The 18,118-nt window shown below is 70.3% G+C and carries 16 protein-coding genes; 13 read left to right on the top strand and 3 right to left on the bottom strand.

All coding sequences use genetic code 11. From position 1 onward, the window contains the following. Positions 1–58 precede the first annotated feature (58 nt). Genes ACWGST_RS04515 through ACWGST_RS04500 form a run of 4 tightly spaced genes read left to right on the top strand, consistent with a single transcriptional unit; the run spans position 59 to position 3,217 of the window. On the top strand, positions 59–871 hold the full coding sequence (locus ACWGST_RS04515; RefSeq protein ID WP_452045449.1) for an ABC transporter ATP-binding protein: 813 nt from the start codon (positions 59–61) through the stop codon (positions 869–871). Continuing rightward, positions 868–1,554 (top strand): ABC transporter permease, encoded by a 687-nt coding sequence (locus ACWGST_RS04510; RefSeq protein WP_452045448.1) that lies wholly within the window; start codon positions 868–870, stop codon positions 1,552–1,554. Before ACWGST_RS04515 ends, ACWGST_RS04510 begins: the two co-directional genes overlap by 4 nt. Then, positions 1,551–2,294, top strand: a complete 744-nt coding sequence (locus ACWGST_RS04505; RefSeq protein ID WP_452045447.1) for an ABC transporter permease — start codon at positions 1,551–1,553, stop codon at positions 2,292–2,294. The genes ACWGST_RS04510 and ACWGST_RS04505 overlap by 4 nt, the downstream gene beginning before the upstream one ends. Next, on the top strand, positions 2,291–3,217 hold the full coding sequence (locus ACWGST_RS04500) for an ABC transporter substrate-binding protein (RefSeq protein ID WP_452045446.1): 927 nt from the start codon (positions 2,291–2,293) through the stop codon (positions 3,215–3,217). Before ACWGST_RS04505 ends, ACWGST_RS04500 begins: the two co-directional genes overlap by 4 nt. Here ACWGST_RS04500 and ACWGST_RS04495 read toward each other — a convergent pair. From ACWGST_RS04495 to ACWGST_RS04485, 3 genes are all read right to left on the bottom strand, one after another. Further along, on the bottom strand, positions 3,214–3,975 hold the full coding sequence (locus ACWGST_RS04495; protein ID WP_452045445.1) for a DedA family protein: 762 nt from the start codon (positions 3,973–3,975) through the stop codon (positions 3,214–3,216). The two genes, ACWGST_RS04500 and ACWGST_RS04495, sit on opposite strands and share 4 nt — an antisense overlap. An 84-nt stretch (positions 3,976–4,059) precedes the next feature. Continuing rightward, positions 4,060–4,995, bottom strand: coding sequence for a M56 family metallopeptidase (locus tag ACWGST_RS04490; RefSeq protein WP_452045444.1), 936 nt, complete (start codon positions 4,993–4,995; stop codon positions 4,060–4,062). Between the two features lie 36 nt (positions 4,996–5,031). Then, positions 5,032–5,406: a BlaI/MecI/CopY family transcriptional regulator gene (locus tag ACWGST_RS04485; RefSeq protein ID WP_452045443.1), complete on the bottom strand. Its 375-nt coding sequence runs from the start codon at positions 5,404–5,406 to the stop codon at positions 5,032–5,034. Positions 5,407–5,522: 116 nt separating this feature from the next. Here ACWGST_RS04485 and ACWGST_RS04480 point away from each other — a divergent pair, with 116 nt between their 5' ends. From ACWGST_RS04480 to ACWGST_RS04440, 9 genes are all read left to right on the top strand, one after another. After that, entirely contained in the window at positions 5,523–6,935 is a 1,413-nt protein-coding gene (locus ACWGST_RS04480) for a cytochrome ubiquinol oxidase subunit I (protein ID WP_452045442.1), read from the top strand. Positions 6,936–6,946: 11 nt separating this feature from the next. Then, entirely contained in the window at positions 6,947–7,951 is a 1,005-nt protein-coding gene (gene cydB / locus ACWGST_RS04475; RefSeq protein WP_452045441.1) for a cytochrome d ubiquinol oxidase subunit II, read from the top strand. Positions 7,952–7,961: 10 nt separating this feature from the next. Further along, positions 7,962–9,662, top strand: coding sequence for a thiol reductant ABC exporter subunit CydD (cydD, locus tag ACWGST_RS04470; protein ID WP_452045440.1), 1,701 nt, complete (start codon positions 7,962–7,964; stop codon positions 9,660–9,662). Further along, positions 9,655–11,367: a thiol reductant ABC exporter subunit CydC gene (gene cydC, locus ACWGST_RS04465; protein ID WP_452045439.1), complete on the top strand. Its 1,713-nt coding sequence runs from the start codon at positions 9,655–9,657 to the stop codon at positions 11,365–11,367. The genes cydD and cydC overlap by 8 nt, the downstream gene beginning before the upstream one ends. 9 nt (positions 11,368–11,376) lie before the next feature. Beyond that, complete coding sequence (gene pabB / locus ACWGST_RS04460) at positions 11,377–12,819, top strand: aminodeoxychorismate synthase component I (RefSeq protein ID WP_452045438.1); 1,443 nt, start codon at positions 11,377–11,379, stop codon at positions 12,817–12,819. A gap of 74 nt (positions 12,820–12,893) precedes the next feature. Beyond that, complete coding sequence (gene leuS / locus ACWGST_RS04455) at positions 12,894–15,467, top strand: leucine--tRNA ligase (protein ID WP_452045437.1); 2,574 nt, start codon at positions 12,894–12,896, stop codon at positions 15,465–15,467. 149 nt (positions 15,468–15,616) lie between these two features. Beyond that, a complete protein-coding gene (locus ACWGST_RS04450) occupies positions 15,617–16,669 on the top strand; it encodes a sensor histidine kinase (RefSeq protein ID WP_452045485.1) in 1,053 nt (350 codons plus the stop codon). Beyond that, on the top strand, positions 16,666–17,319 hold the full coding sequence (locus tag ACWGST_RS04445) for a response regulator transcription factor (protein ID WP_452045436.1): 654 nt from the start codon (positions 16,666–16,668) through the stop codon (positions 17,317–17,319). Before ACWGST_RS04450 ends, ACWGST_RS04445 begins: the two co-directional genes overlap by 4 nt. A 126-nt stretch (positions 17,320–17,445) precedes the next feature. Beyond that, entirely contained in the window at positions 17,446–18,117 is a 672-nt protein-coding gene (locus tag ACWGST_RS04440) for a ComEA family DNA-binding protein (RefSeq protein WP_452045435.1), read from the top strand. The last annotated feature ends 1 nt before the right edge of the window (position 18,118 follow it).

Genomic DNA, 18,118 nt, shown 5'->3' with positions numbered 1-18,118 from the left:
GCGATCAGTGTTTGGCTGGAAGCCGGTTCGGCGAACGCCGGGCGTGGAATGAGGCAGCATGATCGAGTTCCGTGGCGTCACCAAGCAGTTCCCCGACGGCACCGTCGCGGTCGCGGGGGTCGACATCGTCATCCCCCCTCGGAAGACCACGGTCCTCGTCGGCTCCTCGGGCTCGGGCAAGACGACGCTGCTGCGCATGATCAACCGCATGGTCGACCCGACGGGCGGGCAGGTACTGATCGACGGCACGGATGTCGCGACGCTCGAGCCGGTGGCACTGCGACGCAGCATCGGCTACGTGATGCAGAACTCCGGGCTGCTGCCGCACCGCACGGTCATCGACAACGTCGCGACGGTGCCGCTGCTCCGCGGCGAGAAGAAGCGGGCGGCGTACGCGCGGGCGCTCGAGCTGCTCGCGACCGTCGGACTCGACGCCTCGCTCGCCGACAAGTACCCGAGCCAGCTCTCGGGCGGGCAGCAGCAACGCGTCGGCGTGGCCCGCGGGCTCGCCGTCGACCCCAACATCCTGCTCATGGACGAACCGTTCGGGGCCGTCGACCCGATCGTGCGGGCCGAACTGCAGCAGGAGTTGCTGCGGCTGCAGGGCGAGCTCGGAAAGACCGTCGTCTTCGTCACGCACGACATCGACGAGGCGTTCCTGCTCGGCGACCAGGTGGTGATCATGCAGCAGGGCGGGCAGATCTCGCAGGCCGCGTCGCCGGCCGAGATCCTCGCGAACCCTGCCGACGGCTTCGTGGCCGACTTCGTCGGCGCCGACCGCGGCAAGCGCGCGCTGCACCTGACCGAGGTCGACGGTCGGCGGATCGTGGTCGACGCAGACGGCCGCCCCGCCGGAGTGCTCGCCTCGTGACCTGGTTCTGGTCGAATCTCGACCTGATCGGTGAGTTGACGTTGGTCCACCTGGCATTGTCGGTGCCCGCGATCATACTGAGCTTCGTGGTCTCCGTGCCGATCGGATGGCTCGCACATCACCACCGGTGGTCGCGAGGGGTGCTGCTCGCGCTCTGCGGCCTGCTGTACGCGATCCCGTCGCTGCCGCTGCTGATCGCCCTTCCGGTCTTCACGGGTCAACGCGCGACCTCCCCGGTCAACCTCGTCGTCGCGCTCACGCTGTACGGCATCGCCGTGATCGTGCGCACCGCGGCAGACGCCTTCGACGCCGTCGAACCCGACGTGCGGCAGTCGGCGACGGCGATCGGCTATTCGCCGGCCGGCCGCTTCTGGAGGGTCGAGCTGCCACTCGCCGGTCCGGTGCTGCTCGCCGGCCTGCGCGTCGTGATCGTGAGCACCGTGAGTCTGGCCACGATCGGCGCCGTCATCGGGGTGGCGAGCCTCGGCAGCCTCTTCACCGACGGTCTTCAGCGGGGCATCCAGGCCGAGATCGTCACGGGCATCATCGTGACGATGGCGCTCGCGATCGGACTCGACCTCGGGAGTGTGGCGATCGGCCGCCTGCTCATGCCGTGGTGGCGTCCGGTCGGCGCACTGCGCCGACGCACGCTGGAACGCGTCGAACGGGTGGATGCCGCATGAACCTCCTGCTCGAGGCGGTCGCGTGGCTCGCCGACCCGGCCAACTGGACGGGTGTCGGCAGCATTCCCGAGCGCATCGGCCAGCACCTCGTGCTCTCGGCGATCGTGCTCGTGATCGCGGCGCTCATCGCACTGCCCGCCGGGGTGCTCGTGGGCCACACCGGGCGCGGCAAGGGGTTCGCGGTGACGGTGTCGGGCGGACTGCGCGCGCTGCCGACGCTCGGCGTGCTGACCCTGTTCGGGCTCGCGCTCGGCATCGGGCTGCGGGCGCCGATCATCGCGCTCGTGATCCTCGCGATCCCCCCGCTCCTCGCGGGCGCATACGCGGGCCTCGAATCAGTCGATCGGCGCACGGTGGACGCGGCACGGGCGATGGGAATGCGCGAGAGGCAGATCGTCGGCAAGGTCGAGCTTCCGCTCGGCATGCCGATCGTGGTCGGCGGCATCCGGTCGGCGACGCTGCAGATCATCGCGACGGCGACCCTCGCCGCCTACATCTCCGACTTCGGGCTCGGCCGGTTCATCTTCGCCGGTCTGAGAACACGCGACTACGCCGAGATGCTCGGCGGGTCGATTCTCGTGATCCTGCTCGCCCTCGTCATCGACGGCGTGTTCGCGATCACGCAGCGCCTCGTCGTGCCGGCCGGTGTGCGGGCGACGAGAACCAGAGAGCTCCGCTCGCGGCCGACCCGGTCTCGAGCGGTCGTGGGGCAACCCGTCACCGAAGGGAATCGAGAATGAACACGACAGGAGAAGGCCGGCTCGTTGCGCTCGCAGCGGTCGCGGTCGGGGCGACAGTGGCCCTGGCAGGGTGTGCATCGGGCGATCCGCTGGAGAGCGGATCGGCGACCGACGGCGCGTCGTCCGAGACGATCGTCGTCGGTTCGCAGGACTACTACTCCAACGAGATCATCGCCGAGATCTACGCTCAGGCGCTCGAGCAGAACGACTTCACGGTCGATCGGCAGTTCCGCATCGGGGTGCGCGAGGTCTACATGCCCGAGATCGAGGCGGGCCAGATCGACGTCTTCCCCGAGTACACGGGCAACCTGCTGCAGTACTACGTGCCCGACACCACGGCGACGACGAGCGACGACGTCTACGCCGAACTCGACACCGCGCTCCCGAAGGGACTGCGCGTGCTCGATCAGTCGCCCGCGACCGATCAGGACTCGTACAACGTCACCAGGGAGTTCTCTGAGGCCAACGGGGTGGCGAGTCTCGCCGACCTCGCCAAGGTCACGACGCCGCTGACCCTCGGCGGCAACTCCGAGCTCGAGACGCGCCCGTACGGTCCCGAGGGGCTGAAATCGGTCTACGGCGTCGACGTCGGCTTCACCCCGATCGAAGACAACGGCGGCCCGCTGACGCTCAAGGCGCTCGAAGACGGTCAAGTGCAGCTCGTCAACATCTTCAGCGCCAACCCCGCGATCGCGACGAGCGACCTCGTGACGCTCGACGACCCCGAGGGCCTCTTCCTGGCCTCGCACGTCGTACCCGTCGTGAGCGAGAAGGTCACCGAAGAGATGGCCGGCGTCATCGACACCGTGAGCGCGGCGCTCACCGCCGAAGACCTCGTCGCGCTCAACTCGTCGAGCGTCGACGAGCAGCAATCGGCCGAGCAGATCGCGAAGGACTGGCTCGCCGAGAAGGCGCTGTTCTAACGACCCGTCGCGTCGCGATCCGCGTCGCGCTTCGAGGGGGCGGATGCCGCGGCGTCCGGCCCCTCGTGGTCGTCGAGTGCGCCGGTCACCGCGGCTGACGACGCCTGCCCCGAGGCATCCGTCGCCGTCATGTGCTTGGCCTCGGTGTGCACGAGCAGTTTCTTGACCCCCCACGCCGCCGCGAGGAACAGGGCGATCACGCCGACGAACAGGTAGCCGGCCCAATGCAGTCCGCGACTGAGCTCGCGGTAGCTGCCGGCCGCGAGCCACCCGACGGTGACGTAGGCGAACGCCCAGATGACGCACGCGGGCACCGTCCAGGCCATGAACCTGCGGTACCGCATGGTGCTCATGCCGACGGTCAGCGGAATGAGCGAGTGCAGCACGGGCAGGAACCGCGAGATGAAGACCGCGGGGCCGCCGCGACGTTCGAGGTAGCGCGCGGCGCGGGCCCAGTTCTCGTCGCCGATCCTGCGCCCGACCCACGAGCGGTGGATGTGCGGGCCGAACCAACGTCCGAGCGCGAAGCCGATGCTCTCGCCCGCGAGAGCGCCGGCGATGACCGCGAGCGTGAGGGCGAAGTACTCGCCGAGCCCGTCGACGGCCGTCGAGGCGACGAGCACGATCGTGTCGCCGGGCACGACGAGGCCGATGAGCACCGAGGTCTCGAGCAGGATTCCGAGCCCGGCGAGCAGTGTGCGGGCGATCGGGTCGACGGCTTGAACGGCGTCGAGGATCCAGTCGAGGATCTCGTTCATCGTTCGAGCGTAGCGATGCGCGGTGAACACCGGAATCCGACCACGGGATGAGGTTCGGCGCGGCGGACCCGACGGTGGTCGGGGTCAGGCGACCGCACCGATCGTCGCGAGCAGCGAGACGATCGGCACGGCCACGATGAGCGCGGCGGTCCAGACGACGGCCGAACCGGTCATCGGCGTCGAGAGCGGCCGCGGCTCGTCGAGGCGCGCGAGCCTGGCCTCGAGCATCGTGACGTCGGGCACGACGCCGCCGGAGTCGGCATACGCCCCGGGCTCGCCGCCGCTGCCGACCTGCAGCATCGCACGGCGCAGCGAATCGTCGTCGGCTTCGCGTCTGGCCCGGTCGTCGGCGAGCATCTCGGCGAGGAGCGCGACCGATCGCTCGGCGCGATTGGCGATCGGGAACCAGGGCAACGCGCTGTGCCAGGCGCGGAACGCGAGCAGCACGAGGTGGTGCAACTGGTCGAGGTGCGCTCGTTCGTGCGCGATGACGGCGCGCAGCTCGCCCTCGTCGAGCGCGTCGATGAGTCCGTCGGTGAGCACCGTCGCGGTCCGGATCCCCGGAACGCAGTAGGCGAGCGGCACCGGGTGAGCGAGCACGCGGGTTCTCGGCTGGCCCGGCATCGGGTCGCTGAGCAGGTCGATGAGCTGGTGTTGACGGCGGCGCTCGCGCTCGGCGCGCACCGCCGTCAGCGCGAGGTTCAGGGCGAGATGGAGTGCGAGCCCGGCCGCGAGCGTGAGGGCGGCGAGGTGCACGACGCCGAACTCGGGCGGAATCGGCCCGGTGAACAGGTGGGGGAGCAGCGCTCGCGCGGCGCCGATGAGCGAGCCCGCCGGGGAGGCGCCGAAGACCAGCAGGCACCCGATCATCGAGAGGCCTCCGCCGAGTGCGATCGCCTGCCAGAGCGCGAGCGCGATCGCCGGTGAGCGGGCGGGCCAAGACGCCCGCGAGAGCACGACGGGGATCGGCCAGGCGAGGAGCAGCGCGAACGCGCCGAGCAGGGCGGCGACGGCGAGCATGATCAGAAGGCCGGCATGGTCACTGGGCGGCCGCGATCAGGGCCGCGAGATGTCGTCGAGGAGTCGCCGCAGCGTCGCGGCCTCGCCGGCGCTCACGGTGCCGACGAAGCGGGCGAGCGCCGCGTCGCGGTCGCTCGCGCGGTCGAGCACCTCGTGCATGAGCTCTGCGGTGTGCTCTTCACGGGTGAGCAGTGCACGGTAGCGGTGCGGGCGGGTGTCGCGCGCTCGGGTCACGAATCCCTTGCGCTCGAGTCGCGACAGCACGGTGAGCACCGTCGTCGTCGCGACGGCGCGCCCGGGCTCGCTCTCGCTGAGGGCGAGTGCGTCGCGCAGTTCGTTCGCGGTGAGTGCGGCATCGCGCGACCACAGCACCTCCATCACGGAGCGCTCCAGTTCGCCAAGACTCGCCATTCATCCAGAATACCCGAGATCGCGGCATGTTCTACGCGCCGTAGAAAAACGTTCTACAATGCGTAGAAGAAACTGCAAATCACCACGCGATCGCCATGTGAAAGGGGAATCCATTCGTGAACGAGCTGCTGGATCCGCTGCTGCTCGCCCGTTGGCAATTCGGGCTCACCACCGTCTACCACTTCCTCTTCGTTCCGATCACGATCGGCCTCGCGACCTCCACCGCCGTCTTCCAGACCGCGTGGTACCGCACCGGCAAGCTCGAGTACCTGAAGATCACGAAGTTCTTCGGCACGATCTTCCTCATCAACTTCGCGATGGGCGTCGTGACGGGCATCGTGCAGGAGTTCCAGTTCGGCATGAACTGGTCGGAGTACTCGCGCTTCGTCGGTGACGTCTTCGGCGCCCCGCTCGCGCTCGAAGGCCTGCTCGCGTTCTTCTTCGAGGCCACCTTCATCGGCCTCTGGATCTTCGGCTGGGACAAGCTGCCCCGCGGCATCCACCTCGCGACCATCTGGTGCACGGCGATCGGCTCGATCGTCTCGGCGTACTTCATCATCGCGGCGAACGCCTTCATGCAGAACCCCGTCGGCTACGAGATGAACGCCGAGAAGGGCCGGGCCGAGCTCGTCGACATCGGTGCGCTGCTCGCCAACCCCGTGGCGCTCGCGGCCTTCCCGCATACGATCGCGGCGAGCTTCATGGTGGCGGCCGGCCTCATCATCAGCGCTGCGGCCTGGCACCTCGCCCGCAACCAGCACCTCGACTCGATGCGCCCCGCGCTGAAGTTCGGCCTCTGGGTCATGGTGGGCTCCGGCATCCTCACCACGATCTTCGGCGACCAGCTGAGCCTCGCCATGGTGGCGACGCAGCCGATGAAGATGGCGGCGGCAGAGGCGATGTACGACACCGCATGCGGGGCGGATGCCTCGTTCTCGCTGTTCACCCTCGGCACACCCGACGGCACGACCGAGCTCTTCTCGATCCGCGTGCCCTATCTGCTCTCGCTGCTCTCCACGCACACCTTCGACGGCTGCGTCGAGGGCATCAACGACCTGCAGGCGCAGTATCAGTCGCTCTACGGGCCCGGGGACTACACGCCCATCATCTGGGTGACCTACTGGTCGTTCCGATGGATGATGGGCCTCGGCCTGCTGCACGTCTTCATCGCCATGGTCGGTCTCTGGGTCACCCGCAAGGGGCGTCTGCCGAAGCAGGCGTGGGTCTGGAAGGTCGCCGTCTGGAGCTTCCCGCTCTCGCTCGCCGCCATGATCGTCGGCTGGATCTTCACCGAGATGGGCAGGCAGCCGTGGATCGTGTTCAGCCTGCTGCCGACCGAATCGGCGGTCTCGCCGAACGTGACCGGCCTCGACGTGCTCATCTCGCTCGTGGCGTTCACCCTCATCTACGGCATCCTCGCCGTCGTCGAGGTGCGCCTCATCATCAAGGCCATCAAGACCGGGCCGCCCGAGCTCGGCGCACCCGATCCCGAAACCGGCCGCGTCGAGCCGGCCGCGACGGTCTACTAGGAGGACACCCCATGGATCTCACCGTGCTCTGGTTCTGGATCGTCGCCTTCATGTTCGTCGGCTACTTCGTGCTCGACGGCTTCGACTTCGGCGTCGGCATGTCCCTTCCGTTCCTCGGAAAGGACGACACCGACCGCCGGGTGCTCATCAACACGATCGGCCCGGTCTGGGACCTGAACGAGACGTGGGTGATCGTCGCGGGAGCCTCGCTCTTCGCGGCGTTCCCCGAGTGGTACGCCACGCTCTTCTCGGGGTTCTACCTGGCCTTGCTGCTCATCCTGCTCGCGCTCATCGCCCGCGGCGTCTCGTTCGAGTACCGTCACCAACGGCCCGAGTCGCAGTGGAAGAAGTGGTTCGACGGCATGATCGTCGTCGGCTCGGCCGTGCCGGCACTGCTCTGGGGCGTCGCGTTCGCCAACATCGTGCAGGGTGTGCCGCTCGACGCGGACCACAACTACACGGGCACGCTCTTCGACCTGTTGAACCCGTACGCGCTGCTCGGCGGTCTCACGACGCTGCTGCTCTTCTTCACGCACGGCGTGGTGTTCGCCTCGCTGAAGACCGAGGGCGAACTGCGCGAGCGGGCGAGGAGGCTCGCGACCAAGTCGGGTCTCATCACGATCGTCGTCGCGGCCTCGTTCCTGCTCTGGACCGGATTCGCGTTCGGCACGCTCTGGTTCTGGATCCTCGCGGCCGCCGCCGCGGTCGCCCTCATCGGCGGCTGGATCGCGAACCTGCGCGGAGCGGAGGGCATCGCCTTCACGCTGCTCGCCATCACCGTCGCCGCCGCGGTCTTCGCGCTGTTCGCGGCGCTCTTCCCCGACGTGATGCCGGCCTCGAACGACCCGGCGAACAGCCTCACGATCGTCAACGCCTCGAGCACGACGTATACGCTCACGGTCATGAGCTGGGTCGCGGTGGTCTTCCTGCCGCTCGTGCTGCTGTACCAGGGGTGGACGTACTGGGTGTTCCGCAAGCGCATCTCGCGCGCCACGATCGAGGCGGCAGCGCACTGAGGTCGCCCGCATGAAACCACTCGATCCCCGGCTGCTCCGCCGCTCCCGCTCCGCCCGCGGCTTCCTCGCCGCGGGCGGGGCGCTCGCCCTCGTGCAGAGCGCGGCGATCGTCACGTTCGCGTGGGCGCTCGCGTCGCTCGTGACGGGGTTCATCGACGGCGGGTCGCTGCCCGACGCAGCTCTGCTCATCGGGATGCTCGTGGCCGCGGCATCCGTTCGCGCTCTCGCCGCCTGGCTGTGGGATGTCGTGGGTGCAGCCGGTGCGACGAGGGTGAAGTCCGAGTTGAGGGGAGAACTGCTCACGGCCCTCGAGGCGGCGCCCGAGGGACTGCCCGATTTCTCGACGGCGCGCATCGCGACCCTCCTCGGCCCCGGCCTCGACGCGCTCGACGCGTACTTCGGGCAGTACCTGCCGCAGCTCGTGTCGACGATCGTCGTGACGCCGATCCTCATCGCGATGGCGTGGATCGCCGATCCGCTGTCGGGTCTGGTGCTCGTGATCGTGCTGCCGCTCGTGCCCGTGTTCATGGCGCTCATCGGCATGGCCACCGAGGCCGTGCAGCGACGTCAGTGGCAGAGTCTCGCGACGCTCTCGCGCGGGTTCCTCGAGGTCGTCGGCGGGCTGTCGACCCTCTTGCTCTACCGCCGGGCCGAGCGCCAGACCGCCCGCATCAGGGCGGTCACCGACGACTATCGCTCGCACACCATGAAGGTGCTGCGCATCACGTTCCTCTCGGGTTTCACCCTCGAGTTCGCCGCGAGCCTCTCGGTGGCGCTCGTCGCCGTCTCGATCGGGCTGCGGCTCGTCGCGGGCGACATGACGCTCGTCGCCGGGCTCTTCGTGCTCGTGCTCGCGCCCGAGGTGTTCCTGCCGCTGCGCAACGTCGGCGCCGCCTTCCACGCCTCGACCGAGGGGGTCGCCGCGTCGGTCGACGCGTTCGACCTGCTCGAGGCGGCCGAGCGGGCGGGCCGGGGGCCGACGGGTGCAACGGCCGCGTCGGGCGCGTCGTCCGCCTCGGCCGCGTCGTCGGTCGCGCCGGCCGACGAGACGGTGGATGCCGCGGCGGGACTGCATCTCCGCGACATCCGGGTGATGCGCAGCGACCGGGTCGTGCTCGACGGGCTCGACCTCGACGCAGCACGCGGCGAGGTCGTCGCGATCACCGGGCCGAGCGGATCGGGCAAGTCGAGCCTGTTCGCAGCCCTGCTCGGTTTCGCACCCCTCGAGGGCGTGGCGCGGCTCGAGGGGCTCGCGCTCGGCGCCGCCGACGGCACTGCGGCCGGCGCCGACGGCCGGGCGAGGATCGCGTGGTCGGGGCAGTCGCCGGCGCTTCTGGCCGGCACGATCGCCGCGAACGTGCGACTCGGCGACGAAGACGCCGACCCCGAGCTCTGCGCTCGTGCCTGCCTCCTCGCGGGCGTCGACTTCGACCAGGGCCTGCTGCTCGGGCCGGGCGGCGCCGGCCTCTCGGGCGGTCAGGCGCAGCGCGTCGCCACCGCGAGGGCGATCCATCGTCTGCTCGCGCGCGACGCCCGGCTGCTGCTGCTCGACGAACCGAGCTCGGCGCAGGACGCCCCTCGTGAAGCCGCACTCGGCGACGCCCTCGCCGAACTCGCCGCCGAGGGCCGCATCATCGTCGTCTCGACCCACCGCACCGCGCTCGCCACCCGTGCCGACCGCGTCATCGAGCTGGAGCCCGTGCATGTCTGACGCCGCCAACGCCATGCTGCGCCGCGCCATCCCGAGCCTCGGCCGGCTCTTGCCCGCCGTGCTGTTCGGCATCGGCTCGGCCGGGTCGAGCATCGTGCTGCTCGCCTGCTCAGCCTGGCTGATCGCCCGCGCGGCCGAACAGCCGCCCGTGCTGTACCTGTCGGTGGCGATCGTCGGGGTGCGGGCGTTCGCGCTCGGCCGCTCGGTGTTCCGCTACCTCGAGCGGCTGAGCGGGCACGACGCCTCGTTCCGGCAGCTCGCGTCGATTCGTGCGAACGTCTTCGAGCGCATGCTGCCGATCGCGCCCGACGGCCTGGCGGCGACGCGTCGCGGCGATCTGCTCGACCGCTTCGTGAGCGACGTCGACGAGCTGCAGAACGTGCCGCTGCGCGCGGTGCAGCCGCTCGTGAGCGCGGTGATCGTACTCGTGGCGGCCGTCGTCGGCATCTGGTTCATCGCACCGGAGTCGGCCATCGCGGTGCTCGTCTGCCTCGTCGTCGGCATCGGTGCCGCGCTCATCGTGCAGCAGCGGGCGGTCGCGCGCGCCGAGCAGACCACCGCGCCGCTTCGGGGTGGGCTGCAGGCGGCGATCGTCGAGCACGTGCAGGCGCTCGACGTGCTCGTGGCGTTCGGCGCGGCGGTCGCGGGGCGGCGCCGCATCGACGAACTGGGCGCCCGGTATGCGCGAGCGACACGAACGCGGGCGGCGGCCACTGGCGTCGCGGCGGCGGCGATGAGCGCGGTCGGCGGGTTCGCGGTGGCCGCGAGCCTCGCCGCGGCAGTGCCGTTGCTGCAGGGCGGTCGCATCGACGGCCCGACCTTCGCCGTGCTCTGCCTCGTGCCGCTCGCGATCGCCGAGGTCGCGACGGCCGTGCCGCTCGCTGCGTCGTCGCTGCGTCTCGCTCGTGCCAGTGCCGCCCGGGTCGCCGGTGCCGTGCCCGATTCGATCCCGGTCGGCATCCCCATCACGCCGGAATCGCCGGCAGCGCCTCCGGCCGGTGATGCGCCGCCGCTCATCGAGCTGCGCGGCGTGCAGGCGAGCTGGCCGGTGCTCGCGACCGCCGCCGGCACTGCCGCGACCGACGACGGCAGGGGGGCGGCACTGACTCGGGTCGACCTCTCGATCGCGCCGGGCGAGCGCCTGCTCGTGCGCGGCGGGTCCGGTGCGGGCAAGACGACGCTCGCCCACGTGCTCGTGCGCTTTCTCGACTACGCCGGCTCGTACCGACTCGGCGGCGTCGAGGCGCGAGAGCTCGACCCCGCCGACGTCCGCGGCATCGTGGGTCTCGTCGAACAGCGGCCCTGGCTCTTCGACGAAGACGTGCGGCAGAACCTGATCTTCGCCCGCGACACCGCGAGCGACGATGAACTGCTCGAGGTGCTCGATCGGGTGGGTCTGCGCGAATGGGTCGAGGAACGCGGCGGGCTCGACGCGAAGGTCGGCGAGCGCGGCGCGCTCGTCTCGGGCGGTCAGGCGCAGCGCCTCGCGCTGGCGCGGGCGATGCTCTCCGGGTTCCCGGTGCTCGTGCTCGACGAACCGACCGCGAGCGTCGACCCCGAGCGGGCCGATGCGCTCCTGCGCGACCTGACCGATGCTGCGAGCCGCGCGGGCGGCAGCGTCGTGCTCATCTCGCACGCCCCCGTCGACCCCGCCCTCGTCGATCGCGTCGTGACGATCGAAGACGGCCGGCTGCCGGCGAATTAGGCTGAGAGGATGCCGCGTCGCGTCCGTCAGCTCGTCGTGCCAGGGTGGCGCGAACCCGACGTCGTCTTCCGCGCCCTGTACGCCGATTCGACGCACGTCGTGTGGCTCGACGGCGGGGCGGATGCCGCGTCGGGGTCGAGTGTGCTCGCGGCTGCGCACCCCGGCACCGCGTTCGTGACGGCCGACGTGCACCGCGGGACGGTCGCGCGGGCGCGGCCGATGAGCGACGACGCGGTACCGACGGCCGCGGCGGGTTCGATCTTCGACGTGCTCGGCGAGGTGCTGACCGCGCGGCGCGTGGAACGGGGCGACCAGGCCTGCCCGCTCGGCTGGTTCGGCTGGTTCGGCTACGAACTCGGCGCACACCTGCAGGGGGTGCCGATCGCCGAGGCGGAGACGCCCGACGCCGCGTTCCTCTTCGTCGACCGGGCGATCGTGTTCGATCACGCGACGCGGTCGGTGCGGCTCGTCTGGCTGGCCGACGATGCCGCCGCAGCGACGCCGGGCGCCGTCTGGGCCGCGCAACTCGCCCGCGCGATCGACGAGATCGACGAGGCATCCACCACGCCGAATGCGCCGACCGAGCCGGCGAGCGACGCCCGCGGCACCGAAGCGCCGACCCGATGGCGGCACGACGCCGAACGCTACGCGCAGCTCATCGGCGAGTGCCAGGCCGCCATCGTGCGCGGCGACGCGTATCAACTCTGCCTCACCAACCGGGTCGACATCGATGTGCATCCCGACCCGGCTGCCGCCTACCTGGCGCTCCGCACCTCGAGCCCGAGCCACCACGGCGGATACCTGCGGTTCGGCGAGACCGCACTGCTCAGTGCCTCACCCGAGCAGTTCCTCGTCGTCGAGCCCGGGGGAGTCGTCTCGACGAAGCCCATGAAGGGCACCCGGCCGCGCGACGCCGACCCGGTGCGCGACGCGGCGCTTCGCGCTGAACTGCTCGCGAGCGACAAGGAGCGCGCCGAGAACCTCATGATCGTCGATCTCATGCGCAACGACCTCGGTCGCATCGCCGAGCTCGGCACGGTCGAGGTGCCCGTGCTGCTCGACGTCGAGGAGTACGCCCACGTGCATCAACTGGTCTCGACGGTGACCGCGCGGCTGCGGCATCCGCTCACCGCACTCGACGTGGTGCAGTCGGCGTTCCCCGCCGGCTCGATGACGGGGGCGCCGAAGCGCAGCGCCATGACGATCCTGCACGGGCTCGAGGGGGGGCCGCGCGGCGTGTACTCGGGCGCGTTCGGCTATCTCGGCGTCGACGGCGGCGCCGATCTCGCGATGGTGATCCGCTCGATCGTACTCACGCCGCGCGGCGCCTCGGTCGGCACTGGCGGCGGCATCACGGCGCTCTCGGTCGCGGTCGAAGAGGTCGAAGAGACCCGGGTCAAGGCGCGGGCGCTGCTCGCGGTGCTCGGCGCGGAACCGCCCGCCCCGGAGTGAGTAGGCTTGATATCCGAGTGCGCCGTGATCCGGCGCGCCCGACGCCCTCCCAGCGACACACGATTGAGAGTCACGTGGCACACGACCAGGACCCAGCGCACACCGACGCCGGCGCGTACGACTTCTCCGCCTTGCAGGCGAAGTGGCTTCCCGTGTGGGACGAGTCCGAGCCGTTCCGTGCCGGACTCCCCGGCGATACGAGGCCGCGCAAATACGTGCTCTCCATGTTCCCGTACCCCTCGGGCGACCTGCACATGGGTCACGCCGAGGCGTTCGGCTACGGCGACACCGTGGCACGCTATTGGCGCCACCAGGGCTTCGACGTGCTGCACCCCGTCGGCTGGGACTCGTTCGGCCTGCCTGCCGAGAACGCCGCCATCAAGCGCGGCATCGACCCCCGCGGGTGGACCTACGCGAACATCGAGCAGCAGAAGCGCTCGTTCCGCCAGTACGCGCCGTCGTTCGACTGGTCGCGGGAGCTCCACACGAGCGACCCCGAGTACTACAAGTGGAACCAGTGGCTGTTCCTGAAGCTCTACGAGCAGGGCATCGCCTACCGCAAGGCCGGCCAAGTCAACTGGTGCCCCAACGACCAGACCGTGCTCGCCAACGAGCAGGTCGTCGACGGGCACTGCGAGCGTTGCGGCGCCGTCGTCACGAAGAAGGCGCTGACGCAGTGGTACTTCCGCGTCACCGACTACGCCGACCGCCTGCTCGACGACCTGAACCAGCTCGAGGGCGCGTGGCCGTCGAAGGTGCTGTCGATGCAGCGCAACTGGATCGGCCGCTCCTCCGGTGCCGACGTCGAGTTCGAGATCGAGGGGCGCGCCGAGCGCATCCCCGTCTTCACGACGCGCCCCGACACCCTCTACGGCGCGACCTTCATGGTCGTCGCGCCCGATTCCGACCTCGCTTCCGAGCTCGCGAGCGGCGCCTCCGCCGAGGTGCGCACGCGCTTCCAGGACTACGTCGACTCGGTGCGCAGCGAGAGCGACATCGACCGGCTCGCGACCGACCGGCCGAAGACCGGCGTCTTCCTCGAGCGCTACGCGGTCAACCCGGTCAACGGCGAGCGCCTGCCGATCTGGGCCGCCGACTACGTACTCGCCGACTACGGCCACGGCGCGATCATGGCGGTGCCGGCGCACGACCAGCGCGACCTCGACTTCGCGCGCGCCTTCGGTCTGCCCGTTCGCGTCGTCGTCGACACCAACGCCCCGGTCACCGGCGTGATCCCGGTCATCCCGCTCGACGAGCACGGCGACCCGATGCTGCCCGACGATCTGCCATTGCTCGACCCGGTCGACACCGGCGTCGCGCTCACCGGCGACGGGCGACTCATCAACTCGGGCCCGCTCGACGGGCTCTCGAAGTCGAACGCGATCCGCCGAGCGATCGAGATCCTCGGCGAACGCGGCACCGGCCGTGCCGCGAAGAACTACCGCCTGCGCGACTGGCTCATCTCACGTCAGCGCTACTGGGGCACGCCGATCCCGATCATCCACTGCGCCGACTGCGGCGAGGTGCCGGTTCCCGAGTCCGAACTGCCGGTGCGACTGCCGGATGCCGCGGGGCTCGACCTGAAGCCCAAGGGCACGAGTCCGCTCGGCGCCGCCGAAGACTGGGTCAATGTCGCGTGCCCGAAGTGCGGCGGTGCCGCCCGCCGCGACTCCGACACGATGGACACGTTCGTCGACAGCTCGTGGTACTACCTGCGCTACCTCGACCCGAACGACGACACGCGGGCCTTCGACCCCGCCGAGGCCGAGAAGTGGGCGCCCGTCGACCAGTACGTCGGCGGCGTCGAGCACGCGATCCTGCACCTGCTGTACTCGCGTTTCATCACGAAGGTGCTCTTCGACCTCGGCTACCTGAGCTACACCGAACCGTTCACGTCGCTGCTCAATCAGGGCATGGTCATCATGGACGGCCACAAGATGTCGAAGTCCAAGGGCAACCTCGTGGAGTTCGCGAGCGAGCTGCAAGCGCACGGCGCCGACGCGTTGCGCGTCACGCTGGCGTTCGCCGGGCCGCCCGAAGACGACATCGACTGGGCGGATGTCTCGCCGGTCGGCGCCGCGAAGTTCCTTGCCCGCGCCTGGCGCATCTCGGGCGAGGTCACGTCGAGCCCCGACGTCGACTGGAAGACGGGCGATGCGGCGCTGCGCCGCGTCACGCACCGTCTGCTCGCCGATGCCCCCGCCCTCGTCGAGGCGTTCAAGTTCAACGTCGTCGTCGCTCGACTCATGGAACTCGTGAACGCCACGCGCAAGGCCATCGACTCCGGTGCGGGCGCCGGCGATGCCGCGGTGCGCGAGGCGGCCGAGGTCACGGCGATGATCCTCGACGTGTTCGCACCGTTCACCGCCGAAGACATGTGGCAGCGCCTGGGCTACGAACCGACCGTCGCGCTCGTGACATGGCGCAAGGCCGACCCGGCGCTGCTCGTCGAGGAGTCGGTCACGGCCATCGTGCAGGTCGACGGCAAGGTGCGCGATCGTCTCGAGGTGTCGCCGAAAGTCACGGTCGACGAACTCGAGGCGATGGCTCGCGCCTCGGCTGCGGTCGCGCGTGCGGTCGGCGAGCGCGAGATCGTGAACGTGATCGTTCGGGCCCCGCGACTCGTCAACATCGCCACGAAGGGCTGATCCTTCTCGGCCGCGCGGGCGCGAGCACCTGCGCGGCCGGCGGGTACGCCTTTGGTCGTATCTTCGCGGTGCGACCACGTGAAGCATTGTTCACGTGAGTGCCGGCGGATACCGTGGGGCGCGATGCTGAGGAGGCAGGAGTGCTCGACATGACACGACCCGGCGGAGTGCAGGCCGTCGCCGACGAGGTGCTCGAAGAGCTGCGGGTGCAGCTCACCGCTCGCGGGAGCCTGCTGGCGAACGACTCGTTCGTCGACGGCGGCCTCGAATTCCAGGCGCGAGCGATCGTCGCCGAGACGTTCGAAGCGATCGAGGGCGAGGTCGACCTGCCGGCGGTTTCGGTCGAGTACGGCGATGTTCCCGAATTCAGCTCGCACGGCCGCCGGTCGGCGGCGGCGCAGATGGATCCGGCCGAGCCGCTCATGGCGGCCGAGCTGCTCTTCTCGATCGCCCTGCCGATGATCGTGTCCCGCGTGGCATCCGATGGCCGCCCCGGCCGCGAGCTCGACGTGGCCGGTGCGCTGCACCACGCGATCTGGCGACGCTTCCCTCCGGGCGCGATCGCGTACGTCGAGGTGCTGCGCGCGCGCCTGCAGCAGTCGCAGCACGAGAGTCGGCAGCGCATCTCCCGTGAGCTGCACGACCGCATCGCGCACGGCATCGCCGCGGGCCTGCAGCGCCTCGAGATCGCGAATGCGGCACGACCGGATGATTCGGTCACGCGAGCCATGCGCATCCTCCGGGCCGCACTGGCCGACACTCAAGACCTCGCGCTCGACCTCCGCTCGCTCGTCGGCGACCGATCGTTGCTCGAGGCGATCGACGAGTACGCCTACGCGACCGGCGGCGTCGGTGTGCTTCCCGTGCACGCCCTCGAGACCGGGGAACCCCGTCCGATCACCGCCCTCGTGAAGGAGGAGCTCTTCACGATCGTCATGGAGGCGACCCGCAACGCTCGCACCCACGCGGTGAGCGCCACGGCCGTCGCCGTGCGCCTCGAATGGTCGCCGGTCGAGATCACGATCACCGTCGCCGATGACGGCGACGGCTACCCCGACGGCGAACTCCGGGCGTCGTCGCTCGGGCTCCGGGGCATCGCGGAACGCGCTGCGCTGATCGGCGCGGCGGTCGAGTTCCTGAACGAGCCGGGCGGCACCGGGCTTCGACTCGCGCTTCCCTTCGTCACGTCGCGGCACGCATGAGCCAGGGCGGTGCGATCCGGGTCGTCATCGCCGACGACCACGACCTCTTCCGCGACGGCATGCGCGCGATGCTCACGACCGGGGCCGGCATCGACGTCGTCGGCGAGGCATCCGACGGTGCCGGCGCGATCGCCGCCACGATCGCAGCGCGTCCCGACGTGCTGATGCTCGACGTCGAGATGCCCGGCGTCCCTGTGCTCTCCACCATCACCCGCGTGCTCGCCGAAGCACCCGGCACCCGCATCGTCATCGTCACGATGCATCGCGACCGTGTGCTCGCCGCCCACCTGCTCGCGGCGGGGGCGAGTGCGTTCGTCTCCAAGTCCGCCACCTCGGCCGAGCTGCTCGCAGCCGTGCACCAGGCCGCGAGGGGCATCACGCACCGCACCGAGCTTCAGCACGCGACATCCGCTTCGGTGCTCTCGCATCGTGAGCGCGAGGTGCTGGCGCTCATCGTCGACGGTCTGTCGAATCAGGCGATCTGCGAGCGGCTCTCGATCTCGATCGGCACCGTGAAGCGGCACAACACCCACATCTTCGCCAAGCTCGGCGCGACCTCGCGCACCGATGCCGTGCGGCGCGCCCGGCTGCTCGGCGAGATCGCCGACACCCGCCCGGTTCCAGGGCCCGACTCGATCGGAGCCTCATGATGCGCGTACTCACCGGAGCTTCGACGCGGTCGCGACTCCTCCTCGACAGGGTGTGAATTCCGCGCCCAGTCCACCGATCGCTGCGATCGCGGTTCTTCGCTGCAGCATCCGTTCTAGCGTGCTGGCATGCCCGCACGCGATGCCGACGACCCGCTCGCCGTGCTCGACCCGTCGGCGCGGCGTGCCGGCCCGCGCGTGCGCGTGGCCGTCGGCGCGGCAGTGGTGCTGTTCGTGCTCGCGGTTGCGGTCGCCGCCCTCATGTCGTTCGACGCGAGCGGCGGCGGCGCCCAGTCGCGCATCGATCCGGCCGCCGGGCAGGGTGCGGATGCCTCGACCGACCCGTCATCGACGGTGGGGGCGCCGTCGGTGCTGGTGCACGTGCTCGGCGCCGTCGCGAAGCCGGGTCTCGTCGAGCTCGGTGCGGGCGCCCGGGTGGTCGATGCCGTCGCGGCGGCCGGCGGATTCACGGCCGAGGCCGATCCGGCCGGGGTGAATCTCGCACGGCCGGTCGTCGACGGCGAGCAACTCGCCGTGCCGGTGCTCGGCCAGGCGCCGCCCGGGCCGCCCGCCGCGGCCGGCGGTGGCGCTCCGAACTCGAGTGCCGGCGGCCTCGTGCACCTCAACACCGCGGGGCTCGCCGAACTCGACACTCTGCCGCGCATCGGCCCGGCGCTCGCGCAGCGCATCATCGACTGGCGCGACGCCAACGGACCGTTCACCTCGATCGACCAACTGCTCGACGTGGCGGGCATCGGCGACGCGGTGTTCGCGGGCCTCGAACCGCTTGTGGCGCTCTGAG

The sequence above is a fragment of the Agromyces sp. NPDC055520 genome, from assembly GCF_053619715.1.
Note: the sequence above shows the minus strand (reverse complement) of the source record. Positions and strands in the feature narration are given on the sequence as shown.